This is a genomic window from Streptomyces sp. NPDC013157 (genome assembly GCF_042899865.1).
Lineage (GTDB): Bacteria > Actinomycetota > Actinomycetes > Streptomycetales > Streptomycetaceae > Streptomyces.
On the sequence record NZ_JBIBAK010000014.1, the window covers coordinates 280,748 to 303,050 of the forward strand.

At 71.9% G+C, this 22,303-nt stretch carries 22 protein-coding genes; 5 read left to right on the forward strand and 17 right to left on the reverse strand.

Translation table 11 applies throughout. The features are described from left to right. Positions 1 to 59: 59 nt before the first annotated feature. Entirely contained in the window at positions 60 to 785 is a 726-nt protein-coding gene (locus ACFY6U_RS35570; RefSeq protein WP_390044893.1) for a polysaccharide deacetylase family protein, read from the reverse strand. Further along, a complete protein-coding gene (locus ACFY6U_RS35575) occupies positions 782 to 2,245 on the reverse strand; it encodes a UDP-N-acetylglucosamine--N-acetylglucosamine transferase (protein ID WP_390044895.1) in 1,464 nt (487 codons plus the stop codon). The genes ACFY6U_RS35570 and ACFY6U_RS35575 overlap by 4 nt, the downstream gene beginning before the upstream one ends. Positions 2,246 to 2,729: 484 nt before the next feature. Between ACFY6U_RS35575 and ACFY6U_RS35580 the strand changes: the two genes are divergently transcribed. Beyond that, positions 2,730 to 3,668 carry an alpha/beta hydrolase fold domain-containing protein gene (locus ACFY6U_RS35580; protein WP_390044897.1) on the forward strand — a complete coding sequence of 313 codons (939 nt, stop codon included), beginning with the start codon at positions 2,730 to 2,732 and terminating at the stop codon, positions 3,666 to 3,668. A 277-nt stretch (positions 3,669 to 3,945) separates the two neighbouring features. Here the strand turns inward: ACFY6U_RS35580 and ACFY6U_RS35585 are convergent, their stop codons facing one another. The 5 genes from ACFY6U_RS35585 to ACFY6U_RS35605 form a co-directional block, all read right to left on the reverse strand. Further along, positions 3,946 to 4,998 (reverse strand): Ldh family oxidoreductase, encoded by a 1,053-nt coding sequence (locus ACFY6U_RS35585; RefSeq protein WP_390044899.1) that lies wholly within the window; start codon positions 4,996 to 4,998, stop codon positions 3,946 to 3,948. A gap of 20 nt (positions 4,999 to 5,018) precedes the next feature. Then, positions 5,019 to 6,719, reverse strand: a complete 1,701-nt coding sequence (locus ACFY6U_RS35590) for a thiamine pyrophosphate-dependent enzyme (RefSeq protein WP_390044901.1) — start codon at positions 6,717 to 6,719, stop codon at positions 5,019 to 5,021. Positions 6,720 to 6,732: 13 nt separating this feature from the next. Next, a complete protein-coding gene (locus ACFY6U_RS35595) occupies positions 6,733 to 7,593 on the reverse strand; it encodes an amidohydrolase family protein (RefSeq protein WP_351502495.1) in 861 nt (286 codons plus the stop codon). A gap of 140 nt (positions 7,594 to 7,733) precedes the next feature. Beyond that, positions 7,734 to 8,933, reverse strand: a complete 1,200-nt coding sequence (gene lhgO / locus ACFY6U_RS35600; protein WP_390044903.1) for an L-2-hydroxyglutarate oxidase — start codon at positions 8,931 to 8,933, stop codon at positions 7,734 to 7,736. Further along, on the reverse strand, positions 8,926 to 10,386 hold the full coding sequence (locus ACFY6U_RS35605; RefSeq protein ID WP_390044905.1) for an aldehyde dehydrogenase family protein: 1,461 nt from the start codon (positions 10,384 to 10,386) through the stop codon (positions 8,926 to 8,928). The genes lhgO and ACFY6U_RS35605 overlap by 8 nt, the downstream gene beginning before the upstream one ends. A gap of 193 nt (positions 10,387 to 10,579) precedes the next feature. On the opposite strand from ACFY6U_RS35605, the gene ACFY6U_RS35610 reads away from it, so the two are divergent. Further along, positions 10,580 to 10,867, forward strand: coding sequence for a putative quinol monooxygenase (locus ACFY6U_RS35610; RefSeq protein WP_390044907.1), 288 nt, complete (start codon positions 10,580 to 10,582; stop codon positions 10,865 to 10,867). 116 nt (positions 10,868 to 10,983) lie between these two features. Here ACFY6U_RS35610 and ACFY6U_RS35615 read toward each other — a convergent pair whose 3' ends face one another. From ACFY6U_RS35615 to ACFY6U_RS35655, 9 genes are all read right to left on the reverse strand, one after another. Next, positions 10,984 to 11,988, reverse strand: a complete 1,005-nt coding sequence (locus ACFY6U_RS35615) for a methionine synthase II (cobalamin-independent)-like protein (RefSeq protein ID WP_390044909.1) — start codon at positions 11,986 to 11,988, stop codon at positions 10,984 to 10,986. A 4-nt stretch (positions 11,989 to 11,992) separates the two neighbouring features. After that, positions 11,993 to 12,457: a heme-binding protein gene (locus ACFY6U_RS35620; RefSeq protein WP_390044911.1), complete on the reverse strand. Its 465-nt coding sequence runs from the start codon at positions 12,455 to 12,457 to the stop codon at positions 11,993 to 11,995. Further along, entirely contained in the window at positions 12,454 to 13,239 is a 786-nt protein-coding gene (locus ACFY6U_RS35625; protein WP_390044913.1) for an alpha/beta fold hydrolase, read from the reverse strand. The genes ACFY6U_RS35620 and ACFY6U_RS35625 overlap by 4 nt, the downstream gene beginning before the upstream one ends. Before the next feature lie 25 nt (positions 13,240 to 13,264). Continuing rightward, positions 13,265 to 13,636, reverse strand: a complete 372-nt coding sequence (locus tag ACFY6U_RS35630; RefSeq protein WP_390044915.1) for a VOC family protein — start codon at positions 13,634 to 13,636, stop codon at positions 13,265 to 13,267. Continuing rightward, on the reverse strand, positions 13,633 to 14,403 hold the full coding sequence (locus ACFY6U_RS35635; RefSeq protein ID WP_390044917.1) for a fumarylacetoacetate hydrolase family protein: 771 nt from the start codon (positions 14,401 to 14,403) through the stop codon (positions 13,633 to 13,635). The genes ACFY6U_RS35630 and ACFY6U_RS35635 overlap by 4 nt, the downstream gene beginning before the upstream one ends. Beyond that, positions 14,400 to 15,848: an NAD-dependent succinate-semialdehyde dehydrogenase gene (locus ACFY6U_RS35640; RefSeq protein ID WP_390044919.1), complete on the reverse strand. Its 1,449-nt coding sequence runs from the start codon at positions 15,846 to 15,848 to the stop codon at positions 14,400 to 14,402. The genes ACFY6U_RS35635 and ACFY6U_RS35640 overlap by 4 nt, the downstream gene beginning before the upstream one ends. A 20-nt stretch (positions 15,849 to 15,868) precedes the next feature. Further along, the gene (locus ACFY6U_RS35645) at positions 15,869 to 16,789 is read right to left on the reverse strand and encodes a VOC family protein (RefSeq protein WP_390044921.1); all 921 of its coding nucleotides are present in this window, start codon (positions 16,787 to 16,789) and stop codon (positions 15,869 to 15,871) included. Positions 16,790 to 16,917: 128 nt separating this feature from the next. Then, the gene (locus ACFY6U_RS35650; protein ID WP_390044923.1) at positions 16,918 to 17,829 is read right to left on the reverse strand and encodes a LysR family transcriptional regulator; all 912 of its coding nucleotides are present in this window, start codon (positions 17,827 to 17,829) and stop codon (positions 16,918 to 16,920) included. 111 nt (positions 17,830 to 17,940) lie between these two features. After that, a complete protein-coding gene (locus ACFY6U_RS35655; protein WP_390045004.1) occupies positions 17,941 to 18,504 on the reverse strand; it encodes a carboxymuconolactone decarboxylase family protein in 564 nt (187 codons plus the stop codon). Positions 18,505 to 18,723: 219 nt separating this feature from the next. Here ACFY6U_RS35655 and ACFY6U_RS35660 point away from each other — a divergent pair, with 219 nt between their 5' ends. The 3 genes from ACFY6U_RS35660 to ACFY6U_RS35670 all read left to right on the forward strand — a co-directional run bounded on the left by ACFY6U_RS35660 (position 18,724) and on the right by ACFY6U_RS35670 (position 20,640). Then, complete coding sequence (locus ACFY6U_RS35660) at positions 18,724 to 19,128, forward strand: cupin domain-containing protein (protein ID WP_181806096.1); 405 nt, start codon at positions 18,724 to 18,726, stop codon at positions 19,126 to 19,128. A gap of 129 nt (positions 19,129 to 19,257) precedes the next feature. Then, the gene (locus ACFY6U_RS35665; protein ID WP_390044926.1) at positions 19,258 to 19,680 is read left to right on the forward strand and encodes an SH3 domain-containing protein; all 423 of its coding nucleotides are present in this window, start codon (positions 19,258 to 19,260) and stop codon (positions 19,678 to 19,680) included. A gap of 195 nt (positions 19,681 to 19,875) precedes the next feature. After that, positions 19,876 to 20,640 carry a DUF2690 domain-containing protein gene (locus tag ACFY6U_RS35670; protein WP_390044928.1) on the forward strand — a complete coding sequence of 255 codons (765 nt, stop codon included), beginning with the start codon at positions 19,876 to 19,878 and terminating at the stop codon, positions 20,638 to 20,640. A 55-nt stretch (positions 20,641 to 20,695) separates the two neighbouring features. On the opposite strand, the gene ACFY6U_RS35675 is transcribed toward ACFY6U_RS35670, so the two are convergent. Further along, positions 20,696 to 22,021 carry an MFS transporter gene (locus tag ACFY6U_RS35675; protein ID WP_390044930.1) on the reverse strand — a complete coding sequence of 442 codons (1,326 nt, stop codon included), beginning with the start codon at positions 22,019 to 22,021 and terminating at the stop codon, positions 20,696 to 20,698. Between the last annotated feature and the right edge of the window lie 282 nt (positions 22,022 to 22,303).

A 22,303-nucleotide genomic window follows, 5' to 3' on the forward strand; every position in this document is an offset into this window, starting at 1 on the left:
TCAAGTAAGTTACTGCGTGGGTTTACCCCCAGTACTGCCGGGCGCGTACACCCCGGGGGTCAGATTCCGTGCTCTCGCAACGGCCCGACGGTGAGTCCCCGCCGGTCGCAGCTGTCCAGGAGGCGGGGCAGCGCGCCCAGGGCCGAGCGCCAGGCGCCCGGCGCCGAGGTGCAGTCGGAGTCGTGCAGCAGGATCGTGCCGCCGCCGTCCAGGTCCCGGACGACCGTGCGATGGACGGAGTCCGGGGTGGCGCGGGCGGTCCAGTCCTCGCCCCAGCAGGTCCACAACACGGGGGTGAGACCGAGCCTGCGGGCGGCCAGGTGGGCCGCCGTGGACATCACTCCGTACGGCGGCCGGAACAGCCGCGGCGCCTGTCCGGTGAGCTCGCCGACGGTGTCCCGGGCCCGCGCGAAGTCGTCGTGGGTGGCCCGGGGGCCGCGCAGCAGGAGCGGTCGGTGCAGCCAGCCGTGGATCCCCACCTCGTGTCCGGCCGCGGCGATCTCCCGGACCAGGCCGGGTGAGCGGCGGGCCTGGCAGCCGAGCAGGAAGAAGGTGGCCCGGACCCGCCGCTCGTCCAGGGCACGCAGGAAGAACGGGGTCGACAGCGGGTCCGGGCCGTCGTCGAAGGTGAGGGCGACGTGGTCCGCCCGGCCCCGGCCGGCCAGGCGGGGCATGGCGCGGTTGCGCAGTGGTCCGAAGGTGGAGATCACGGGGGCCGCGTGCAGGGCGAGCGCCGGGAGGGTGGCGAGGGCGGCCGTGCGCAGGAGCCGTACGGGGGCGGTCACGAGTGGTGGTCCTCCTGGTGCGGGCCGCCGGGGTGGGTGTCGCCGTCGAGGTCGAGGGTGTGGTCGATGGCGTGGATGACGCCCGGTGCGCTGCCGGTCGTGGCGACCGCGGTGCCGACCGCGCCGGCCCAGAGGGCACAGGCCACGGCCGCGCTGGCGGCGAGACGCCGGAGCGCCGGGCGCGGCCCACGCCGGGCGGGCACGACGCGCGGAGCGCGGACGACCGGGCCCGCCGCGGGCGTCGACGGCAGGCCGGGGCCGGGCGGGGCGGGCAGCGGGCCGCCGGTACGGCAGGCGCGGGCAATCTCGTCCGCCGGGCCCGCCCCGGCGGCGGCGAACAGGGCGCGGCCCGCCTCGCGTTGCAGCAGGCCGCGCGGGCCGTCGATCAACTCGTACAGGACGTCCTTGAGTTCGCCCGGGTCGCGGATCCAGGCGGCGACCCCGGCCTCGTCGAGCGCCGCGGCGTTGGTGAGGCCGTGCCCCGGTATGCAGCGGTAGCTCGCGACGGGCAGGCCGGCGGCGAAGGCCTCCAGCGAGGTCAGACCGCCCGCGTTCTGCACCAGCACGTCGGCCGCGTGCATCAGGCCCGGCATGTCGTCGACCCAGCCGTAGGCGTGCTCGATGCCGTCGGCGCGCAACTGCGCCACGAGGACCTCGTTGCGGCCGCAGACGACGACCGGTACGGCCGCGCCGCAGTCGCGCAGTTCCAGGGCCACCTGCCGGACCGGGCCGACCCCCCAGGAACCCGCGACCAGCAAGGCCAGCGGGTCGTCCGCGGGGAGCCCGAAGCGGACCCGGGCCGCCCGGCGCCGCTCGGGGTCGGCGGGGCGGAAGCGCGGGTCCGCCACCGGGCCGCTCACCCGGACGTCCCGGGCACCCAGGGCGCGGGCCTGCGCGGCGGGTACGGCGTGGGCGGCGAGGTGGACGTCGACACCCTCGGCCACCCACAGCGGGTGCACCGAGAAGTCGGTGAGATAGGTGAACACCGGCACGTCGAGGCGGCCGGTCAGCCGCAGCATGCCCAGGACGCGGCTGGCGCCGGGGTAGGTGGAGACGACGGCGCCGGTGTCGGCGGGCAGGGCGGCGCGCATGCGGTTCTCGGCGGTGCGCAGCAGGGCCCGGGCCAACGGGCCGCCGCCTGCGGCGCGTTCGGTGCTGGTGTAGACGCGCTGGTAGGCCCAGGGCGCCCGGACGAGCATCCGGTGGTAGCCGTCGCGGACGGCCCGGCCGAGCCGGGCGGGCAGCAGGTCGAGCAGGTCGTACCGGTCGACCGCGACACCGGCCGCCGTCAGCCGGCGTTCCAGTTCGCGCGCGGCGCCGTCGTGACCCGCGCCGATGCTCGCGGAGACGATCACGACGCGCTCGGCCGACGGCACGGGCCGGGGAGCGCGGGCGGGCCGGGGACGCAGGGCGGCGGCCGCCAGGGCACGCAGATGCACCGTACTTCCGAGGTGGGGCATGGGTGGGTTCCTCCGCAGAGACTCCGCAGGTGGAGTGGAGCGGCGAAACTCTACAACATGTAGTAGGTAAACTCGTACAACTCGTAGTAGACAGTTTCGTGCAGCTCGGCAGCGCCCGCCCCCCCCCGTTCCTGCATGCCGTAGTAGCAATCCGGGTGGGCTGCGGCCTCGAACGCAGGTTGAAGGATGGTGAACGGTGCACGACCGGACGATCGACGAGACCGGCGAGGCGTCCGGTTCGCCGCGTGCGTGACCGCGCCGAAGGAACGGACCGGCCGGCACAGCCGCCCGCGCACAGCCCCTGCGGGCACCGGCCCCGCGACCACGACGGGCCGTTCCGGGACCCGCGCCGATCGCCGCAGGGCTTGACACCACGATCCGAACGAGGGTTATCGTCACCCGACGATCGTCAGGTTTCCTGATGGTCGTTCCGTCGCCCGCCGGGTGCCGCCCCGTGGCCCAGGCCCCTTCCGATCGGAGCCCCATGTCCCTCCTGGCCCGTCCCTGGGTCGCCGCGCTCGCCGCGAAGACCATGCAGCGGCTGACCCTGCTCGCGAGCAGGCGCCCCAGCGGCCCGGGCTCCGACGCCGCCGCGCACGCCCGGTTCCCCGAATTCCCCCGCACGGTACGGACGTTGACCATCCCCACCGCCGTCGCCCCGGCCCGCGCCACGGTGTACCTGCCGACGACCACGGATCCCGCTCCCCCGGTGCACGTGAACTTCCACGGCGGCGGTTACGTCATGTCGCTCACCGAACTCGACGACCCGCTCTGCCGGTTCCTGGCCGCGCAGGCCGGGGTGGCCGTCGTCAACGTCGACTACGTCGTCGCCCCGCAGCACCCCTTCCCGGCCCCGCCGCGCCAGGCCTACGAGGTGGTCCGCTGGATCGCCGGACACGCGGCCGAACAGGGCTGGGACAGCGCCCGGCTCACCGTCGGCGGGCAGAGCGCAGGCGGCGGCCTCGCGGCGGCGGCGGCCCGGCAGGCGCTGGCCGAGGGCGGCCCCTCGATCGCCCTCCAGGTCCTGCACTATCCCCCGCTGGACCTGGCGACGAGCGCCACCGACAAGCGGTCCGCCGTCGCCAGACCGGTACTGCGGCCCTGGATGGCCGAGGTGTTCGACACGGCGTACGTCCCCGACCCGAAGCGGCGCGCCGACCCGCTGGTGTCCCCCGCGCACCCGTCCGACACGGCCGACCTGACCGGCATCGCGCCGGCGCTGGTGATCACCGCCGAGCACGACCTGCTCAGGGCGGAGGGCGAGCGGTATGCCTCACGGCTGGGGGCCGTGGGGGCACTGGTCGAACACCACGAGGTGGCGGGCGTGGACCACGGGTACGACGGCACGGACGATGTGAAGGCGCGGGAGGTGTATGCGCTCATCGCGCGTCATGTGCGGTCAGTCGGGGGGCCGGGCGCCTGAGAGATCGGGGTGTGCTGCCGGTGGGCGGCTGACCGTTGCCGGTGGCTGGTCGCGCCCACGCGGCGGTAGCCGCACATTCACTGCAGCCCCGCGCCCCGGGCGGGGCGCCGACGGACCGTTGCTCACAGGGCCGGGTGCATCCGTCGAAGTCCGCTGCGGTTCGGCAGCGCCCCATCGGGGCGCTGGGGGTACCCCCGGCCGAAGGCTGGGGGAGGAACTGCGCGACCGGCCACGACGGCGCCGCAGTCGGCCGATCGCAGCCCTTCCAGTGGAGCGTCTACCCTTCGCACCGCGGCGCAGTGACCCCCAACCGGTAGGCATGCTCGGCGAGTTCACGCCACACCTTCGCGGCCACGGGGATGCCCTTCGTCCCCCGCCCCTCCGCCACCGCCGCGCTGCGCTCACCGGGGTAGAACACCCCGTCCGCGCCTGCCGCGACCGGCAGACCCTTCAGCGTGCTCAGGGTGTCGTCCACGTTCGCGGTGAAAGCCTCCGGGTCACCGAAAGCGGCCGGGTCCACGGCGATGAGCAGGGCGTTCTGCCGGTGCTTGCGGTCGCCCGCGTGGAACGACGCGAAGATCGGCGCGCCGACGAGAACGCTGGTGAGGAGTTCGAAGGCGAGGGACATGCCGGAACCCTTCGCGCCGCCCAACGGCAGGGGCATGACCGCCAGTTCCGGGTCGGTCGTCGGGGTGCCGTCCTCCGTGGCGGCCGCGCCCTCCGGCAACGGCGTGCCGCTCGCCTTGGCCTGCCGGATCTTGCCGAGGGCGATGGTGGCGGTGGCCATGTCCAGCAGCAGCGGGGCGTGGTCGCGGGCCGGCACGGCGATGGCGAGGGGGCTGGTGGCGACGGCCGCGCCCTTGACACCGGTGTAGCCCATGTTGGGCATGCCGGCCACGAAACCGAGCCCGACCAGGCCCTGCTCGGCGATCCGGGACACGTAGTAGCCGATGGCGCCGGTGTGCACCGTGCGGCGGACGCCGACCGAGGCGATGCCCGTCTCGCGGGCACGCCGTACCGCCTCGTCGGCGGCGGCCGTCAGGGCGACCGGGCCGGGGGCGCGGTCGGCGTCGAGGACGGCGGCGGCCGGGGCCGTCGACTCGATCGTCATCTCCGGCCGCGCGTTGGCGACGCCCTTGGCGAGCAGGTCCAGGTAGGCGGGGACGCGGGCGGTGCCGTGCGAGTCGACGCCGCGCTGCGCCGCCCAGACGAACACGTCGGCGGTGGTGCGGGCGTGTTCGGCGCTCAGGCCGCCCTTTTCGAGGAGGGCGGCGGAGAAGGCACGCAGGTCGTCGGCGGGCACCAGGATCTTGGTGGGGGTGTTGGACATGGTTGCGGTGTGTCTCCTGGCTAGCGGGTGACTAGGACGTCCACGACGGCGGTCGTGCCCTCGGCCACGGCCTTCAGGGCGCGTTCGAGCGCCGGCGCGAGTGCCTCCGACGTGTCGACGGTCTCGGTGTGCATGCCGAACGGCTCGGCGAAGTCGGCGAGCCGGGGCAGCCGGTGCAGATCGGTGCCGAGCCACTCGCCGGTCTCGGCGGCCGCTCCGTCGGGGTAGAAGCGGCGGTGGTTGAGGTTCATCGACTTGTAGACACGGTTGTTGAACACCACGATCAGCAACGGCAGTTCGTACGCGCTGGAGGCGTCGTACGACGGGATCACCGGGTTGTAGGTGAAGGCGCCGTCGCCGATGGTGAGGACCACCGGCCGCTCCTTCGCGGCGAGTTTGACGCCGAGGGCGACCGCGATGCCCTGGCCGAGTCCGCCCTGGACGTAGAAGTAGGAGTCCGGGTCGGCGGTCTGGACGTGCCGCTTGACGACGCGGCTGTGCGTGATGGTCTCGTCGACGACGATCGCGTCCTGCCCGTGCAGCAGCCGGCGCAGGGTGGCGGCGACCAGCACCGGGTCGATGCCCTTGGCCTCGGCCGCCTTCGTCTCCGCCGCCGCGATCGCGGACTGCTCGGCGGCGTGCCGTTCCTGCTGGGCGGCCCTGCGGATCTCGACCGCCTCCTCGTCGAGGTCCTTGGCCCGCTTGGCCAGCTGGCGCAGCGTGTTGGCGACGTTGCCCTCCAGGTAGGCGTCGGCGAACAGCACCTGGTAGACGACGTGCGGGCGCTGCGGGACCTCGTCGACGACGACGATCTTCGCCTTGGCGGGGCGGCGCGAGGGCGGATAGAACGGGGCGCGGCAGTTGACGAGGAGGATCAGGTCGGCCGAGTCCATCCAGGGGCCGATGTCACTGCCCGCGTGCAGCGGGTGGGTCCGCGGGAAGTTGCCGCACACCGCCGAGTCCGGCTCCACGACCGGGATGTTCCAGGCCTCGGCGAAGGCGACGAGGGCCTCGAAGCCGCCCGCCTCGCGCCCCGCCGTCTCGGTGACGATCACCGGGTTGGCGGCCTCGCGGATCAGCTGGGCGACCGGGTCGACCTCCTCCGGCGAGCTGTGCGTGGAGCCCGGCGGGACGACGGGCTTGGCCTCGCGGCCGTCCCACTCCTCCAGGAGGATCTCCAGGGGGATGTTCAGGTACGCCGGTCCGGCCGGGGCCCGCCAGGCCAGTTCCGCCGCCCGGGTGATCATGGTGGGCAGCGTGTGCACGCCGGCGGCCTCGGTCGACCACTTGGTGAAGGGCTGGGCGATGCCGTGCGGGCCGCCCACGATCGACAGGTTGCGGTACCACTGACCGCCCGGGTCGTGCCCGGGAGCGTCGCCGTACGTGGTCGACTCGGACGAGGCGACCACCATCGGCACGCCGGCCAGCAGCGCGCCGTGCACGGCCATCGAGCCCTGGAGCAGGCCCGGCGCCGCGTGCAGCAGGACGCCCTGCGGGCGGCGCTCGACCAGCCCGTAGCCGGTGGCCATGCCGACGGCGACCGTCTCGTGGGTCAGGTCGAGGTACCGCGGGGCGGGCTCGCCGTCGCGGTGGCGGCGGGCCAGCGCCTCCCACACCGGGGCCCATTCGGACCCCGAGGAGCAGAAGACGTAGTCGGCGCCCGCCGCGTTGAAGGCGGAGACGACGGCGTCCCCGCCGTCGATTCGTGGGTTGTTGGTCATCGCCGGTGTTTCCTCAGCCCTCGATCGGCCAGTTCAGGACCTCGGAGATACCGCGGCCCATGATCCATTCAAGCTCCTCGGGCGTGAAGTCCCAGTGCTTGGTGAACTGCTCGATCGTGTCGGTGTAGGTGATGCCGTGGCCGAGCAGGCGGGTGATGTCGGTGCCGTAGAAGCAGCGCTGCGGGCCCATCTTGTCGACCATCTCGCGCACGTACTTCTGGATGTTGTTGTTCGGGAACGGCTGGGTGGAGTAGCCCGGCAGCGCCGACACCTTGACGTAGATGTTGGGGTGCACGTGCAGGTCGGCGGTCTCCGACACCCAGTAGCCGATGGCGTCGTCGACGCAGCGGGCCATGATGCCCATGTGGTCGATGATGATCTTCAGCTCGGGGTGCTTGGCGGCGATCTCGCCGAGCTCGCGCTTCCAGATCGGCGCGTGGACCATGGTGGGGATGCGCAGTTCCTCGGCGATCGGCCAGTACCAGTCGTTGGTGCCGTCGATCATCCAGTTGCGGTCCTGCGGCCGGTGGAAGGTGAGCCGGGTCCCCTTGACGTGCGGGTTCTGCGCGAAGTCCTTGAGCATGGCCTTGCCCTCTTCGGGCTTGTTCTGCGGGATGCGGGCCATGATGCCGAACCGGTCCGGGTGGGCCTCGCAGGCCTCCAGGGCGTAGTCGATGCGGTCGCCCTCCCAGGACGGCGGCAGGATCAGCGCCCGGTTCACGCCGGCCTCGTCCATCAGCTCCAGGGCCTCCTCGTAGGAGAAGGGGTCCTCGCGGTGGCCGTTGAGCCGGATCCGCTCCCGGGCGCCGGGCACCCACGGGCGGTCCGGGGTCTCTTCCTTCCAGATGTGGATCTGCGTGTCGACGACGAACATGTCCGAACTCTTTCTCTCGAAGGGGGTGGTGGAGCGGTGTGGAAGGAACGCTAGGCGGCCGGTGCGCTCTTGCGGAGATCCCGGCGCGCAAGCTGTTGTTGCGCGGAAGTGCGCTGTTCGCGGGGCATGTCGCCGGTGTCTCAGGCGTCGTCGAAGACGGCCGCGGTGATGTGTTCGGCGATCGCCATGGAGGCCGTGGCGGCCGGCGAGGGGGCGTTGCGGACGGCGGTGATCCGGCCGACCCGGTGGATGCGGAAGTCGTCCACGAGCGTGCCGTCGCGGTCCAGCGCCTGGGCGCGTACGCCCGCGCCGCCGCGCACCACGTCACGGACCCCGACCCCCGGGACGTACAGCTTGGCGTCCTTCATGAAGGCGGCCGCGGAGAAGGACCCGCGGTACTCCCTGATGCCGGTACGCCAGTGCTGGGCGGCCATCCGCCATGCGCCGGGGTAGGCGGCGAGGGCCAGCAGGTCGCGGGGCGAGATTCCGGTCCGGGTGTACCCCTCCTTGGCGAGGGCGAGGACGGCGTTGGGTCCGACCTCCACCGAGCCGTCGACGCGGGGGGTGAAGTGCACGCCGAGGAAGGGGTAGCGGGGGTCGGGTACCGGGTAGACGAGCCCGCGCACGAGATGGGCCCGGTCCGGCTTCAGCAGCATGTACTCGCCGCGGAACGGAATGATCCGGGGCTCCTGCCTGTCCTGTGCCAGCTTGGCCACGGAGTCGGACTGGAGGCCGGCGCAGAGGATCAGCCGGTCGACACGGACCCGGTCCTGGCCGGAGGCGACCTCGATACCGCCGGGCACGGTGCTGATCGAGGTGACCGCGAAGCCGAGGCGCACCTCGCCGCCGGAGTCGATGACGTCCTTCGCGAACGCGCGGGCGATCGCCGGATAGTCGGTGATCGCGGTGCGCGGGGAGTGCAGGGCCGCGATGCCGCCGACGTGCGGCTCCAGCTCCCTGATCTCCTCGCGCGAGATCTTCCGCAACTCCGGTACGTGGTTGTTCTTCGCCCGCTCGTACAGGTTCTCCATCCTGCCGAGCTCGTCCTTCCGTACCGCCACGACCAGCTTGCCGATCTCGTCGTACGGCAACTGCCGGTCCCGGCAGTACTCGCGCAGCAGGGACACGCCCCGCACGCACAGGTCGGCCTTCAGGCTGCCGGGCGTGTAGTAGATGCCCGCGTGCACCACGCCGGAGTTGTGGCCGGTCTGGTGCCGGGAGACCTCCTGCTCCTTCTCGAACACCACGACCCGGGTGCCGGGGCGGCGCAGCGCGATCTCGCGGGCCGTGGCCAGGCCCACGATGCCGGCGCCGACGACTCCGACCGTCTCGTCAGCCACGGGCCCGCTCCGGGGCACCGAAGTGGACGGCCACCGTCTTGACGCGCGTGGAGAACCTCAGGACCTCTTCGCCCTGCTCCTTGTAGCCGGTGCCGGAGTCGTGGAAGCCGCCGAACGGCAGGTGGACGTCCCAGCCGGTGGTCGTCGTGTTGACCGCGACCTGCCCGCACTCGGCCTCGTCGGCGAAGCGGTACGCCGAGCCGAGGTCGCGGGTGAACACGGCGGCGGCGAGCCCGAACCCGGAGTCGTTGACCGCCTCGACGGCCGCCGCGAAGTCGTCCACCGCGCGGACGGCGAGGACGGGTCCGAAGACCTCCTCCCGCCAGACGGCCATGTCCGGGGTGATGCCGGCGAGGACGGCGGGTTCCACGTAGCAGCCGTGGGGCCGTTCGCTGTCCGCCCGGCCTCCGGTGAGCACGGTCGCGCCCTGTTCCACCGCCCTGCCCAGGTCGGCGAGGACGCTGTCGCGCTGCTTCGGGCTGGACAGCGGGCACAGGGTGGTCGCCGGGTCGGTGCCGGGGCCGACGGTCAGCGTCCGCACCTGCGCGACCAGCAGCGTGACGAACTCGTCGTACACCGGCCGCTCGACGATCACCCGGCTGGTGGCCGTGCAGCGCTGCCCGGCCTGGCCGAAGGAGGCGGCCACGACGGCCTTCGCGGCGGCCGGCAGGTCGGCGTCGCGCAGCACCACCGACGCGTTCTTGCCGCCGAGTTCGCCCTGGAAGCGGACGTTGCGGTCGGCGAGGCGGCGGCGGATGCGGTTGCCCACGGCGTTGGAGCCGGTGAAGGTGATGCCGGCGATCCGGGGGTCGTCGAGGAGGGCCTCCTCGATCTCGGCGGTCCGGCCGGTGACCACGTTGAGGACGCCGGCGGGCAGGCCCGCGTCGTGCAGGGCGCGGGCGAGGTGCAGCCCCGACAGCGGTGTCTCCGTGGCCGGCTTGAACACGGCCGCGTTCCCGGTGGCGAGCAGCGGTGCGAGCTTGCGGGCCGGGGTGATCAGCGGGTCGTTCCAGGGGCTGATCACCAGGATCACCCCGATGGGCTCACGCTGGGTGTGCGTACGGTGGTTCGGGCGTACGTCGTGCAGGAGGGTGCCGTAGCCCTGGCGGGCGAGGCCCGCGTAGTACTCCAGGAAGTCGGCGGCCTTCAGGGTCTCACCGGTCGCCTCGGTCAGGGTCTTGCCGTTCTCGGCGGTGACGTCCGCGGCGATCTCCTCGGCCCGCTCCCGGATCAGGCGGGCCGCCTCGGTGAAGACGCGGGCCCGCTCGAAGGGGCTGGTGCGCTTCCAGACGGCGAAGCCGCGCTCGGCGTGGTCGTAGGCCCGGGTGACGTCCTTCGCGGACAGGGCCGGGACACGGGCGAGGGGGGTGCGGACGTCGGCCGGGTCGTGGACGTCGATCCATTCGCCGGCCCTCACCCACTCCCCGCCCGAGAGGGTTTCCAGAGTGCGCATGGAGATCACTTCCTTCGTCGTCCGCGGTGCCGCCCGTGCGGGCCGTCTGCGACGACACACCATGTGGGAGGGGGTCCACCAGCCCCGCGGGGGCAGGCATTGATTGCGCCGTGCGGAGGTCGTCGGGCGCATGATCCATGCTGGAATCGGGCGGACCGGACACGTTCCGGGACACGTTCTGAGGAGAAGACGGATGGCATACACAGTCGTCGCCCACTATCGCTGCGCGCCCGCCGACGAGGCCGCGGTGCGGGCCGCGCTGCTGAGGGCGCGGGAGGCCACGCGTACGGAGCCCGCGAACCTGATGTACGAGGTGCACGTGGTGGAGGGCGAGCCGGGTGGGTTTCTGTTGTACGAGCGGTATGCCGACCGGGAGGGGTTCGAGGCGCACAAGGCGGCCGAGCACTTCAAGGAGGTCGTCGTGGGGGTGGTGTGGCCGTTGCTCGTGGAGCGCACGGTGATTTTTGCGGAGGTTGTCTAGCGTCTGCCGGGCTCAGGTGCGTTCCGGGGTGCGGGTTGTGTGTGGTTGCTCGTGCAGTTCCCCGCGCCCCTTCGGGGGCGCGGGGAACTGCACGAGCAACCACGACGGCGGAGCACTCAGAACTCGTTGCCCCAGCAGTAACGGGCGATCGTCTCCACCAGTACGAGCTTCTTCCGCTGGTCCTCTGCCGTCAGGAACGGCCTCGACGCCACGTCGGCGAAGCCCCGTGACGGGGACACCGCGCCGTCCTCCAGGTCCTTGAACTCACCCACCGCGTCGATGCGGGACATCACCGCGTCGACGTCTTCGAGTTCCGGCGCCGTCGCGTCGACCACACCCAGGCAGAAGTCCCGGTCGTCCGGCAGTGCCTCGACGAGGTCCAGTTCGGCCGGTGTGCCCTGGTCGAACGGGAGGATCCAGCGGTCGGCGCCGATGCCGGCGTACAGCTGCTCGGCGCGGGCCCGGTCCACCTCGGCCGGGGCCGACCAGCCGGGGGCGACCCCGATGCGGACGCCTTCCGGCCGCTCGTCCGGGCGTACCGCGAGGGCGTCGACGGCGAGCGCGTCCGTGAAGGACAGGGCGCCGGGATCGGCCGGGCCGGTGCCCACCTGGGCCAGCAGGAGCGGGTTGTCGAGCTGGATCAGGCGGACGCCCTTCGAGACCAGCAGCTCGATCTCGGCCAGGACGATCTCGGCGAGTGCCTCGCCCAGCTCCCGGGCCGAGGAGACGCCGAGGCCCGGCTGGAAGGTGGTGGCCGCCAGATACGCCGGGGAGGGCAGGGTGGCCTTCACGGCGATCACCGTCAGGTCGGCGAGCTGGGCGGACCGGTCGGCGAGCAGCGGGCCGTTGGCCTTGGGCAGGGCTTCGGCAACCCAGTGGACCAGGCCGTCCGGGTCCGCCCCGTCGGTGCGGCGGAAGCCCGACACGCCGTCGAGGACGGCGCTGCGGAAGTCCTCGCGGGGGAAGTCGCCGTCGGTGACGACGGTGGAGCGCAGCTTGCGCTGGTAGGCGACCGCCTCCCGGACCGCCGCGTCGACGGCCTCCGGGTCGGCGGTGGACAGGCCTGGCGGGCGGACCAGGCTGCCGTGGTGGTCGATGCGGTAGTTGAACGTGTCCGCCATGGTGTCAGTCCCTTCCGCCGGAGCCGGTGACGCCCCACGCGGCGAACTCCAGCTCGTAGCCGAGCGCCTTCAGGACCTCCTCGGCGATCCGCTGGTCCTCGTCCGCGGTGCCGCCGGCGATGCCGAGCCCGCCGATGATCTCGCCGTCCTTCTTGATGGTGACGCTGCCCTCGGCGGCCATGATCGGCAGTGCGGCGCCGGGGAGTTGGGAGAGCTGGGAGAAGAAGACCGGCTGGCTCTCCTGCCACTTCTTCAGCATGGGTCCCGGGCGCTGCATGACGGCCGCCGTGTAGGCCTTCGCACGGGCGATGTCGGGAGTGAGCGGGCGGGCGCCGTCGGGGCGGCGGATGGCGACGGGGAAGCCGCCGGCGTCCACGACGGCGACGCTCACCGCCTTGCCGATCTCCTGGGCGCGCTGGTGGGCGGCGCCGATGATCTCCTCGGCGGCGGCCAGGGTGAGGCTGGTCATGCTGCTTCCTTCGGTGCGGTGAGGGTGCGGCGGAGCCGGGCGACGGCGGCGTTGTACTGCCCGGGCGCCTCCCAGTACATGGAGTGCGGGGCGCCCGGGACGATCTCCAGGTGCGAGCCGGCCAGCAGTTCGTGGGCGCGGGTGACGGTCTTGACGTCGAGGACGGCGTCCTTCTCGCCCGCGAGGAAGGCGACCTTGACGCCGGAGGCCCGGATCTCCTCCAGGGAGGGGCCGTCGGTGTCGAGGTTGCGCAGGTCCTGCATCCTGGCCACGTTGAACGTGCCCATCTGCTGGAAGAGGAAGGTCAGGTCGGCCCGGTCCTGCTGGAACGATTTAGTCAACAGCCGGTCGATGACGGGCAGCTTCACGGCCTCCGCCCGGTCGGCGGCGGCCAGCTCCTTCAGTTCGGGGTGGCTGATGCCGCCGAGGGAGTGGCCGAGGACGACCGAGGAGACCCGCTCGGGGCGGAGCAGCCCGGCACGCAGGGCCGCGACGGAGCCGATGGACTGGCCGACCAGCATGGCGTCGGTGATGTCCTCCTGGTCGAGGACGGCGACCACGTCACCGGGGAAGTCCTGGCCGTCGAACTCCGCCATGGACGAGTCGGACTTTCCGAAGCCGCGCAGGTCCAGGGTGACGACCGTGAACTCCTCGCGCAGTGCGGCCACCTGCTGCCACCATGCGGCGTGGTGTCCGCCGCTGCCGTGCACGAAGAGGATCGCCGGGCCGCTGCCGTGGCGCTCGTAGTAGATGGATGTGCCGTCGGAGTCGGCGATGGGCATGGAGTGAACTCCCGTACAGAGGTGCCTAGTTGGGGCGGCGGCTGTGGTGGACGAGCTCGATCATGGTGTGGTCGGGGTCGTGGATGTAGCAGAACTTGGACTGGTTCTCGGGGCGTTCGATCGGCCGGGTGTGCCGGATGCCCAGATCCTTGAGATGGGCGAGGAACTCGTCCCAGTCGTCGACCTCGACGGCGAAGTGGTAGGGCGCCATGCGCTCCATCTCCTCCACGGGAGTGAAGTGCAGGTCGAAGTTGCCCCGGGTCATCAGCACCACGCGGGTGTTGGACTTGGGCTGGATGCGCTTCATCCCGAAGACCTTGGTGTACCAGGCGGCGGTCCGGTCGGGGTCGGTGGTGGGGAAGTTGACGTGGTGGATGTAACGGGGTGCCGCGGTCATGAGTGGTTCCCTTCCAGGTGTACGGGGTTGGACAGCACGCCGATGCCGCTGATCTCGACCTCGACGGTGTCGCCGGGGTCGAGCCGGCAGGTGGACTCGGCGCCCATCCACAGCACGTCACCGGGGTGCAGGGTGATGTGCCGGGTGATCTCGACGATGTAGTCGAAGGGGTCGAAGACCATGTCCCCGGTCGGGAACTCGGCACGTACCTCGCCGTTGACCCGGAGCGTGGTGGTCTGCGCGAGGGCGTCGACGTCGGTCTCGATCCACGGCCCCATCGGCTTGAACGTGTCGCTGTTCTTGCTGCGCCAGAAGGTGCGGTCCTGGTGCTGCCAGGTGCGGGCGCTGACGTCGTTGCCGATGGTCCAGCCGAAGACGGACTTCCGGGCGTCGTCGTACGTCGCGTGCCGGACCGTACGGCCGATGACGGCGACGAGTTCGGGTTCGGCCTCGAAGCGTCCGGTCACCTCGGCCGGCTTGACGATCGGCGAACGGTGGCCGGTGAGCGCGTTGTTGGCGCGGTAGCCGACCTCGGGGCGCTCGGGCGTTGCGGCCCCGGCGTGCTCGATGTGCCGGGGGTAGTTGTAGCCGACGGCGTAGAACACGCCCGGTACGACGGGCGGCAGCCAGGTGGCGCCGGCGAACGGGATCATGCCGAGGACGTCGGGCTCGCCCTCCAGCGGCGACCCGGAGAGCAGTTCGATACGGGACTCCCCCACCCGGCCCCAGACCGCCCGTCCCTCCACCGAGACTCGCGCGTACCTCATGGCGTCAGCAGGTGGGAGACGCGCTTGGTGACCAGGTAGGCGTCCAGCGCCTCCGGCCCGCCCTCCCGGCCGTACCCGCTCTCCTTGACCCCGCCCGAGGGCGCCTCGTGGACCGAGCCGCCGCAGTGGTTGATCGAGAGGATGCCGGCCTCGAACCCGTCGGAGAGCTTCTCGGCGGTGGCCGCCGACCTGGTGAAGCCGTAGGCGGCCAGGCCGTACGGCAGGGAGTTGGCGGTGGCCAGGGCGTCGTCGAGGTCGCCGAAGGGCACGATCGGTGCGAGGGGGCCGAACGGCTCCTCGGAGAGCAGGTCCGCGTCCGCCGGTACGTCGGTGAGGACGGTCGGGGCGAAGAAGTAGCCGGGGCGGTCGAGCCGTTCACCGCCGGCGCTGACCCTGGCTCCCTTGCGCACCGCGTCCGCCGTCAGCCGCTCGATCGACCGCAGCCGGCGCTCGTTCGCGAGGGGGCCCATCGTGGTGCCCTGCGTCAGTCCGTCGCCGACGACGACCGACTCGGCGGCCTTCACGAACTCGGCGGTGAAGTCCTCGGCCAGGGACTCGTGGACGAGGAAGCGGCTGGGCGAGGTGCACACCTGGCCGGCGTTGAAGAACTTGGCCTGGGCGGCCCGGCGGGCGGCCTGTCCGGCGTCCGCGTCGGCGCAGACGATGACCGGGGCGTGGCCGCCGAGCTCCATCAGGGCGGGCTTCATGACCTTGCCGGCCTCGGCGGCGAGGAGCTTGCCGACGGGCACCGAGCCGGTGAAGGCGATCATGCGGGTGACCGGGGAGGCGATGAGGTGGGCGGACACCTCGGCGGGCTCGCCGAAGACCAGGTTCAGCACTCCGGCGGGGAGTCCGGCGTCGGCGTAGCACTCCACCAGGGCGGCTGCCGTGGCCGGGGTCTCCTCGGAGGCCTTGATGATCAGCGAGCAGCCCGACGCGAGCGCCGAGGAGATCTTGCGGTTGGGGCCGCCGACCGGGAAGTTCCAGGGCACGAAGGCGGCGACGGGGCCGATGGGTTCGCGGCGGACGGTGAGGATCGTGCCGGGCGCGGAGGGCACGATACGGCCGTATGCGCGCCGGGCGTCCTCGGTGTGCCAGCGCAGGGTGTCGGCGGTGCGCCTGGCCTCGCCCGTCGACTCGGCGAGGGTCTTGCCCTGCTCCAGGGTCATCACCCGGCCGATCGCGGCGGCGCGTTCGGCGATCAGGTCGGCGGCCCGGTCGAGGATGGCGGAGCGCTTGGCGACGGAGGTCGCGCGCCACACCTTGAATCCGCGCTCGGCGGCTTCGAGTGCGCGGTCGAGGTCGGCGGGGGTGGCGAGCGGGACCTCGCCGATCGTCTCCTCGGTGGCGGGGTTGACGACGGGGGCGGTCCGTCCGGAGCCGCCCTGGCACCACTCGCCCGCTATGTACATGCGGACGGCGGGATAGCCGTGGTCGGTGGTCATGAAGGGGTGCCCTCTCAGGTTCAGGAGGCGGTGGGGGCTTCCTGGTCGCGGTTGGTGCGCAGGGCCCAGATGTGGTGCGGCGGGGTCGTCTCGTGGACCCGGGTGCCGTAGGTGTCGTCGGCCCGGTCCATGTCGGCGGCGTACTCGACGCGGCCGCCGCACGGGGCGTGCAGGAAGCGGAAGACGTTGGAGCCGATGGTGTGCCGGCCGAGCCTGCGGGCCTCCCGCCACCCGTGCTCGATCATGTAGTTGCCGCCCTCGATCACGTCGTCGAAGCCGGGCACCTCGTAGGCGATGTGGTTGACGCCCGCCTTGTCGGGGCGGTGGCACAGCAGCATGGTGTGCTGGTCGTCGTCGCCGGGGGCCTGCATGAAGACGCCCATCGGCTCGACCACGTCGGTCGGGCGGAACCCGAGCCGGTCGACGTAGAAGCCGACGGCCGCCTCCCGGCCCTCCTTCGGGATGTTCAGGGCGACATGGCACATGCGCAGCGGGCGGACCCGGGTGATCGGCTCCAGCGCGGTGTTCCAGCGGGTGACAGTGCCCAGTGTGTTGGCCGGGCGGGGCGTGACCGCAGCGGGCGCGGGGCGGGCCAGGACGAGACCGACGCCGAAGCCGGTCTCGTCGACGGTGTGGTGGACGCCGTCGGCGCTCTCGCGGACCTCGCGGTCCCGGCCCGCCTCCGCCACCAGCCGTGCCAGTTCCTCCGGTGTGTCGACGCCCCAGACGACCTCCCGCAGCGTGGGCCCGCTCTCGACGGGCGCCGCAAGCAGCGGCGACGGCCGGGTGTCGAGGTGGAGGCTCTGGCCGGTACGGGTCACGAAGACCGCGTGCTCGTCGGTCTGCTCCACCATCGACAGCCCGAAGTCGTCGAAGAACCGGACGCATACGCCGAGGTCGTCGATGGCGTAGGTGACCGATTCGATTCTCTGGATTCCCATGGATTCCTCGTTTCCGGGTCGCCTCGCGAGCGTAGATTTCGGCTCGCGAGGGGCTCAATGGCCTGAGCTCTACGGAATGCGCAAGCGTTTCTTGCGGCGTGGGCCGTCCGGGCCGCCGGCCGCCGGGCCTACGACCGGATCGCGGGAATCGGGTTCTGCGCGAACCACTCGGCGAGGAAGTCCAGGAAGACGCTGATCTTGCGCGGGGTGTCCTGTCCGGGCCCGTAGATCGCGTACAGCGGGCGGTCGGGGACGGCGAGGTCGGGCAGCAGCACCTGGAGGGCTCCGGAGACCAGGTCGTCGTAGGCCGGGCGCTGGGGCAGCAGGGCGATGCCGCGGCCGTGCACCGCCGCCTTCTGCAGGGCGATGTAGGAGTTGGACGAGAACGCGATGTTGCGGATCTTGTGCAGGGTGCTGGCGTGCCCGTGGCCGATCCGCCAGACCGGGTCGTTGAGGTGGACCAGGCAGTCGTGGGCGGCGAGGTCGTTCGGGTGGGCGAGCGTGCCGCACCGCTCGATGTACTCCGCGGAGGCGCACAGCACGAACGGCAGCGAGGCGATCTTCTTCAGCCGGACGCTGGAGTCCCTGAGGTCCCGGGTGTGGAAGGCGACGTCGAATCCGCTGTCCAGGAAGTCGTAGGTACGGTCCGACATCCCGCCGAGTTCGAACCGGACCTGGATCTTCGGATGTGCCGCCGAGAATGCGGCGATGGCGTCCCCGAGGTCGAGGCTGCCTATCCACTTGGGGCAGATGACGCTGAGGGTCCCCTCGGGCCGGTCGTGGAGCTGGGCGATGCCGGCGTCCTCGGCCTCGATCTCGTCCAGGATCCGGGCGGCGAACTCGGCGTAGCGCTGGCCGGGCTCGGTGAGGCTCACGGAGCGGGCGGTGCGGTTGACCAGGCGTACGCCGATCTGCCGCTCCAGCTCCGCCACGTGCCGGGACACCAGGGAGCCGGACGAGCCGAGTTTCTTGGCGGCTCCGCTGAAGCTGCCGACCTGGGCGACGGTCACGAAGCTGTGCATGAGGAGCAAGCGGTCCATTTTTCCTCCGAACGCGCGTGCGGCTCGCTCGCGCTGGTCACCCACACAAATCGAATGTCGGCAATTCTGTCAACGGCTCCTCTCTTAAAAGATCGGCCGCGTTTCTCATGGTCAGGCAGTGGACGGGGCTCCTGACGGGGCGATCCGGCGGTAGCCACGGACGTCCGGGAACGGCGGCTCCCGGTCGGCCTGGAGATCCACCTGGAAGGTGTTCAGGCACATGCCGAGCATGGTGAAGTTGCCGAGCGCGCCGATCGTGTCGACCAGACCCTTGGGGCCGAAGTGCGCCAGGGCGCGGGCGAAGGTCTCGTCGGTGACGAAGTGCTCCTCCAGGATCTCCCGGCAGAACTGGTAGAAGGCCTGATCGGCCTCGTCCTCGAAGACCGCCTCGCGCTTCTCGGCGATGGCCGCCACGGCCGCTTCCGGGATGCCGGCCTCGATCGCCTGGCGGACGTGGGCGTTCCAGGAGTACTGGGCGTCCCAGTTGCGGGCGGCCATCAGGAGGGTCAGTTCGCGCAGATGTTCGGGGAGGCTGCAGTCGAAGCGGGCGAAGGCGCCGAGGGACTCCGCGCGTTCGCACATCTCCGGGCTGTGCAGCCAGACCCGGAACGGGCCGCGGACGGCGCCGCGGCGGCCCGCGATCCGGGCGGCCAGCTCCTGCTGGCGGGGGTTCATGTCGTCTTCGCTGAGAACGGGAAGCCTCATGGGGCCGGTACCTGCCTTTTCTCTCCGGCGGCCGTGGATTGCCGGGTGAGGACGCTACAGCCGCTCCGCGGCCGCTCACACCTCCCGGAGCGCAAGGTAAAACTGCACGCCAGGGGGCACCCGATCGCGCCCGCGCGGCCTAGCGTCGGTCGGCGTACCAGGTACGCCGTTGTGGAGAGGAACCCCCGGATGACCACGATCATCAAGGCCGCGTCCGTACCCCTGCTCGACCGGGGCGGCGCGGTCGTGACGACACCGCTGATCACCACACCGTCCGCGGGCGGCGAGAACCTCATCACGAGCGGGATGAGCGTCTACCCGGTGGGCTCCGGGGCGCCGTTGCACTCGCACAACTGCGACGAGCACGTGACCGTCCTGGAGGGCGAGGCGGAGGTGTGGGTGGACGGCGAGGTGACCCGGCTGGAGCGGTTCGACACCACATACGTCCCGTCCCCCGTCCCCCACCTGTTCCGCAACGTCGGCGACACCCCGCTGCGGATCCTGTGGGTGTACTCGTCGGGGTACGTCACGCGGACCTTCACGGCCACGGGCAAGACGGTCGAGCACCTGTCGGCCGAGGACCAGATGGGCTGAGCCCGCGTGCCCTGGGACGTCCCAGGCGTCCCAGGGCACGCGGGGACGACATGGTGACGGTTCGGCACGGAAACGCTCCGAGTCGTGATCACGCTTCGTGGTCACGAGCTCGACAGCACGGAGGTTTCCATGTCCCGTCGGATCCTGAAGAACGGCCTGCTGGCCACCGTCGCGGCGTTCGCGTTCCTGCCCACGGCCGGGGCCGCCACCGCGAGCGCCGCCACCCCGGTCCCCGCGCCCCAGGGAATCGTGCAGTACTACAACTACACCACCCTGCCCGCGCCGGCCGGCCACCGCCTCCACACCCGGCACTACACGTACCGGACCGTCGGCCGGGTGACCACGCACCGCGTCCGGCTCAACGTCCGCTCCGGCCCGAGCACCCGCTACCGCGTGGTGGGCCACCGCCACAGCAACCGGCTCGTCCCGCTGTCCTGCAAGACGTACGGCGGCTCGGTGCGCGGCAACCACACCTGGTACCGGCTCCCGCACCGCAACGGGTACGTCTCCGCCCACTACGTGCGGGTCGGCCACGCCGTCCCGTGGTGCTGACGAGCCGTCACCGCCGTACTCCCTGACCCCAGAGGCCTGTTCGGGAACCCCGGGTTCCCGAACAGGCCTTCGACATGCACCCCCTGATTCACCGTCTTCACACCTGTTCGCCGATTGCGGGCCCGGTCCCGATGGGAAGCCATTCCGACAACAGGGGCGAAACGCCCATAGCGTAACGAAGTCGAGGCACGCAACATGCCCCACCCCGAAGGAGCGAGGACCACCCCATCGGACGAGTCGCCGACGGCGAGGCTGCGCGAGCTGAAGGAGCGTACGGGACTGAGCCTGGCGGCGCTGGCCGCCCGCACCCCGTACAGCAAGTCCGCCTGGCACCGCTACCTCTCCGGCGACAAACGGCCGCCGCGTGCGGCCGTGGAGGCCCTGGCCCGGCTCGCGGGCGCCGACCCCGCCGCCGTACTGGCGTTGTGCGAGGTCCCCGAGGGGCCGCCGGCCGCCGAGGCGCCCCAGGAGCGGCGGCCGGCGAGGCGGCGGTGGCGGCTGCCGCTGACGGCGATCGCACTGCTCGCCGTGGCCGGGGTGACGGCGGCGGCCGTGACCGTCTCGGACCGGCGCGGCACACCGGGCGCACAGCCGGTGTCGGCGGCACCGCGCTGTCACGGCCGGTCCTGCCAGGGCGAGTTGCCGGACGCCTCGGCGTGCGACCGGGACGCGCGGACCAAGAGTCGCGTCACCGGTGTCGCCTACGACGTCCGGCTGCGCTGGTCCCCCGCCTGCGGCACCGCCTGGTCCGAGGTGCGGCTGCACACCCCGCTCGCGCGCGAGGTCTCGGTCCGGGCCGGGGAGGACGTGCTGTCGGCGAGCTATCCCGCCGAGGACTCCGTCGGCTACACCAGCCCGATGCTCGCGGTGCCGGCCCCCCGGGGCGTGGAGGCGTGCGCCGAGGTGGCGGGAGAGCTGGCGTGCACCGGGCTGGAGGCGGACTCCACCGGAGAACCGTAGAAAGGCGCCGCGCCCGTGGAAGGAGCGCGGCGCCGGACCGGTCCGGGGGGACCGGTCAGTGGGCGGCGACCAGCTTCTCCCGGTCGTTGCTGCCCTGCGGCTGCCGGGCCGAGCGCAGGGCGGCGATGCCGATGAAAACCATCGACGAGACGCCGGCCAGCGCGAAGGCGGTGAAGCCCCAGTCGCCGTTGCCCGCGGCGAGCAGCTGGCCGCCGAGCCACGGGCCGAAGACCGCGCCGAAGCGGCCCATGCCGGAGGTCCAGCCGACGGCGGTGGCCCGGTTGTCCGGCGTGGAGCGGATGGAGACGGTCGCGTAGATCATCGTCTGGGCGCTGTTGAGGAAGACGCCGGTGAGGAAGACGACCAGGGTGGTCACGCCCATCGGCAGGTGGACGCTGAGCAGGTAGACGCCTGCGGCGGTGAGGGCGAACCAGATCGCCGCGATGCGCGGGGCGCCGAACCGGTCGGCGGCACGGCCCGCGACCAGCATGCCCACGATGCCGCCGAGGTTGAAGACGACGACGAAGGTGAGGGCGTTGGTGAGCTCGTAGCCCTCGGTGCGCATCAGGGTCGGCAGCCAGGTGGCGACGCCGTAGACCAGGAGCAGCCCGCCGAAGGAGGCCAGCCAGTACAGCAGGGTCTGCAGCCATTCGCCGCCGCGGAACAGGGCGAGCAGCGCGTCCCATCGGTCGGCGGCGCTCTTCCTCGCGGACACGGCGGGCAGTTCGACCTCGTAGCGGTCGGCCAGCGCGGTGGCCTCCTCGGTGCGGCCCTTGGCGACCAGGAAGCTCAGCGACTCGGGGAGGAGCTTCAGCAGGACGGGGACGAAGAGCAGCGGGAGCACGCAGACCCAGAAGGCGGAGCGCCAGCCGAAGGGGTCGACCAGCCACTTGGCGACGTAGGCGGAGAGGATGCCGCCCGCGTGGTGGGCGGTCATCAGCACGCCGATGGTGATGGCGATCCGGCCGCCCTTGGCGTAGTCGGAGACCATGCTGATCGCGGTCGGCAGCAGCCCGCCGAGGCCGACGCCGGCCAGGGTGCGGCCGAGGCCGAAGACCCCGAGGCTCCCGGAGACCGCGCAGATGCCGGAGGCGAGCGAGAACAGCGTGACACAGGCGATCATCAGCTGCTTGCGGCCGATCCGGTCCGCGACCGTGCCCGCGGTCAGGGCGCCCACCAGCATGCCGAAGGTGGCGTAGGAACCGAGGTCGCCGGCCTCGTCCGGGGTGATGCCGAAGGTCTTGGTCTCCAGCAGGTGGGGCAGCACCGAGCCGTAGATGAACATGTCGAGGCCGTCGAAGAGCACGGCCAGCCAGCACAGACCGACGACCAGCAAGGCCAGTTTGCTGCCGCGAGCGGACAGGGCGGTTGAGGAGGACATCTTTGTTTTCCTCTCGTCCAGGATGCGTTCCCTGGAGGGGAAGCGGTAGAGGGGGTCGAGGCGGCTCGTGCGGCTGACCCGTGGTGCGTAGACGCTAAGGATCGACGGGCGAAAACGTCAACACTTTTGTCAACAATCACAGCAACAATCCGGATGTCCCCAGGTGACAAGGGGGGTGGGGGGGGGGCGGGGGCGCGGGCCCCCCCCCCCCGCAGCGAGGCGCGCGCGGCAGACCCCCCCCCGGGGGTGCGGCGGGGGGGGGAGGGAGTGGAAGGAGTCTCA

Bases quoted from the DNA above. Each gene is read 5' to 3' on its own strand.
- ACFY6U_RS35575 (WP_390044895.1), bottom strand. From the start codon at position 2,245: ATGCCCCACCTCGGAAGTACGGTGCATCTGCGTGCCCTGGCGGCCGCC.
- ACFY6U_RS35580 (WP_390044897.1), top strand. From the start codon at position 2,730: ATGTCCCTCCTGGCCCGTCCCTGGGTCGCCGCGCTCGCCGCGAAGACC.
- ACFY6U_RS35585 (WP_390044899.1), bottom strand. From the start codon at position 4,998: ATGTCCAACACCCCCACCAAGATCCTGGTGCCCGCCGACGACCTGCGT.
- ACFY6U_RS35590 (WP_390044901.1), bottom strand. From the start codon at position 6,719: ATGACCAACAACCCACGAATCGACGGCGGGGACGCCGTCGTCTCCGCC.
- ACFY6U_RS35595 (WP_351502495.1), bottom strand. From the start codon at position 7,593: ATGTTCGTCGTCGACACGCAGATCCACATCTGGAAGGAAGAGACCCCG.
- ACFY6U_RS35605 (WP_390044905.1), bottom strand. From the start codon at position 10,386: ATGCGCACTCTGGAAACCCTCTCGGGCGGGGAGTGGGTGAGGGCCGGC.
- ACFY6U_RS35610 (WP_390044907.1), top strand. From the start codon at position 10,580: ATGGCATACACAGTCGTCGCCCACTATCGCTGCGCGCCCGCCGACGAG.
- ACFY6U_RS35615 (WP_390044909.1), bottom strand. From the start codon at position 11,988: ATGGCGGACACGTTCAACTACCGCATCGACCACCACGGCAGCCTGGTC.
- ACFY6U_RS35620 (WP_390044911.1), bottom strand. From the start codon at position 12,457: ATGACCAGCCTCACCCTGGCCGCCGCCGAGGAGATCATCGGCGCCGCC.
- ACFY6U_RS35625 (WP_390044913.1), bottom strand. From the start codon at position 13,239: ATGCCCATCGCCGACTCCGACGGCACATCCATCTACTACGAGCGCCAC.
- ACFY6U_RS35630 (WP_390044915.1), bottom strand. From the start codon at position 13,636: ATGACCGCGGCACCCCGTTACATCCACCACGTCAACTTCCCCACCACC.
- ACFY6U_RS35635 (WP_390044917.1), bottom strand. From the start codon at position 14,403: ATGAGGTACGCGCGAGTCTCGGTGGAGGGACGGGCGGTCTGGGGCCGG.
- ACFY6U_RS35640 (WP_390044919.1), bottom strand. From the start codon at position 15,848: ATGACCACCGACCACGGCTATCCCGCCGTCCGCATGTACATAGCGGGC.
- ACFY6U_RS35645 (WP_390044921.1), bottom strand. From the start codon at position 16,789: ATGGGAATCCAGAGAATCGAATCGGTCACCTACGCCATCGACGACCTC.
- ACFY6U_RS35650 (WP_390044923.1), bottom strand. From the start codon at position 17,829: ATGGACCGCTTGCTCCTCATGCACAGCTTCGTGACCGTCGCCCAGGTC.
- ACFY6U_RS35655 (WP_390045004.1), bottom strand. From the start codon at position 18,504: ATGAACCCCCGCCAGCAGGAGCTGGCCGCCCGGATCGCGGGCCGCCGC.
- ACFY6U_RS35660 (WP_181806096.1), top strand. From the start codon at position 18,724: ATGACCACGATCATCAAGGCCGCGTCCGTACCCCTGCTCGACCGGGGC.
- ACFY6U_RS35665 (WP_390044926.1), top strand. From the start codon at position 19,258: ATGTCCCGTCGGATCCTGAAGAACGGCCTGCTGGCCACCGTCGCGGCG.
- ACFY6U_RS35670 (WP_390044928.1), top strand. From the start codon at position 19,876: ATGCCCCACCCCGAAGGAGCGAGGACCACCCCATCGGACGAGTCGCCG.
- ACFY6U_RS35675 (WP_390044930.1), bottom strand. From the start codon at position 22,021: ATGTCCTCCTCAACCGCCCTGTCCGCTCGCGGCAGCAAACTGGCCTTG.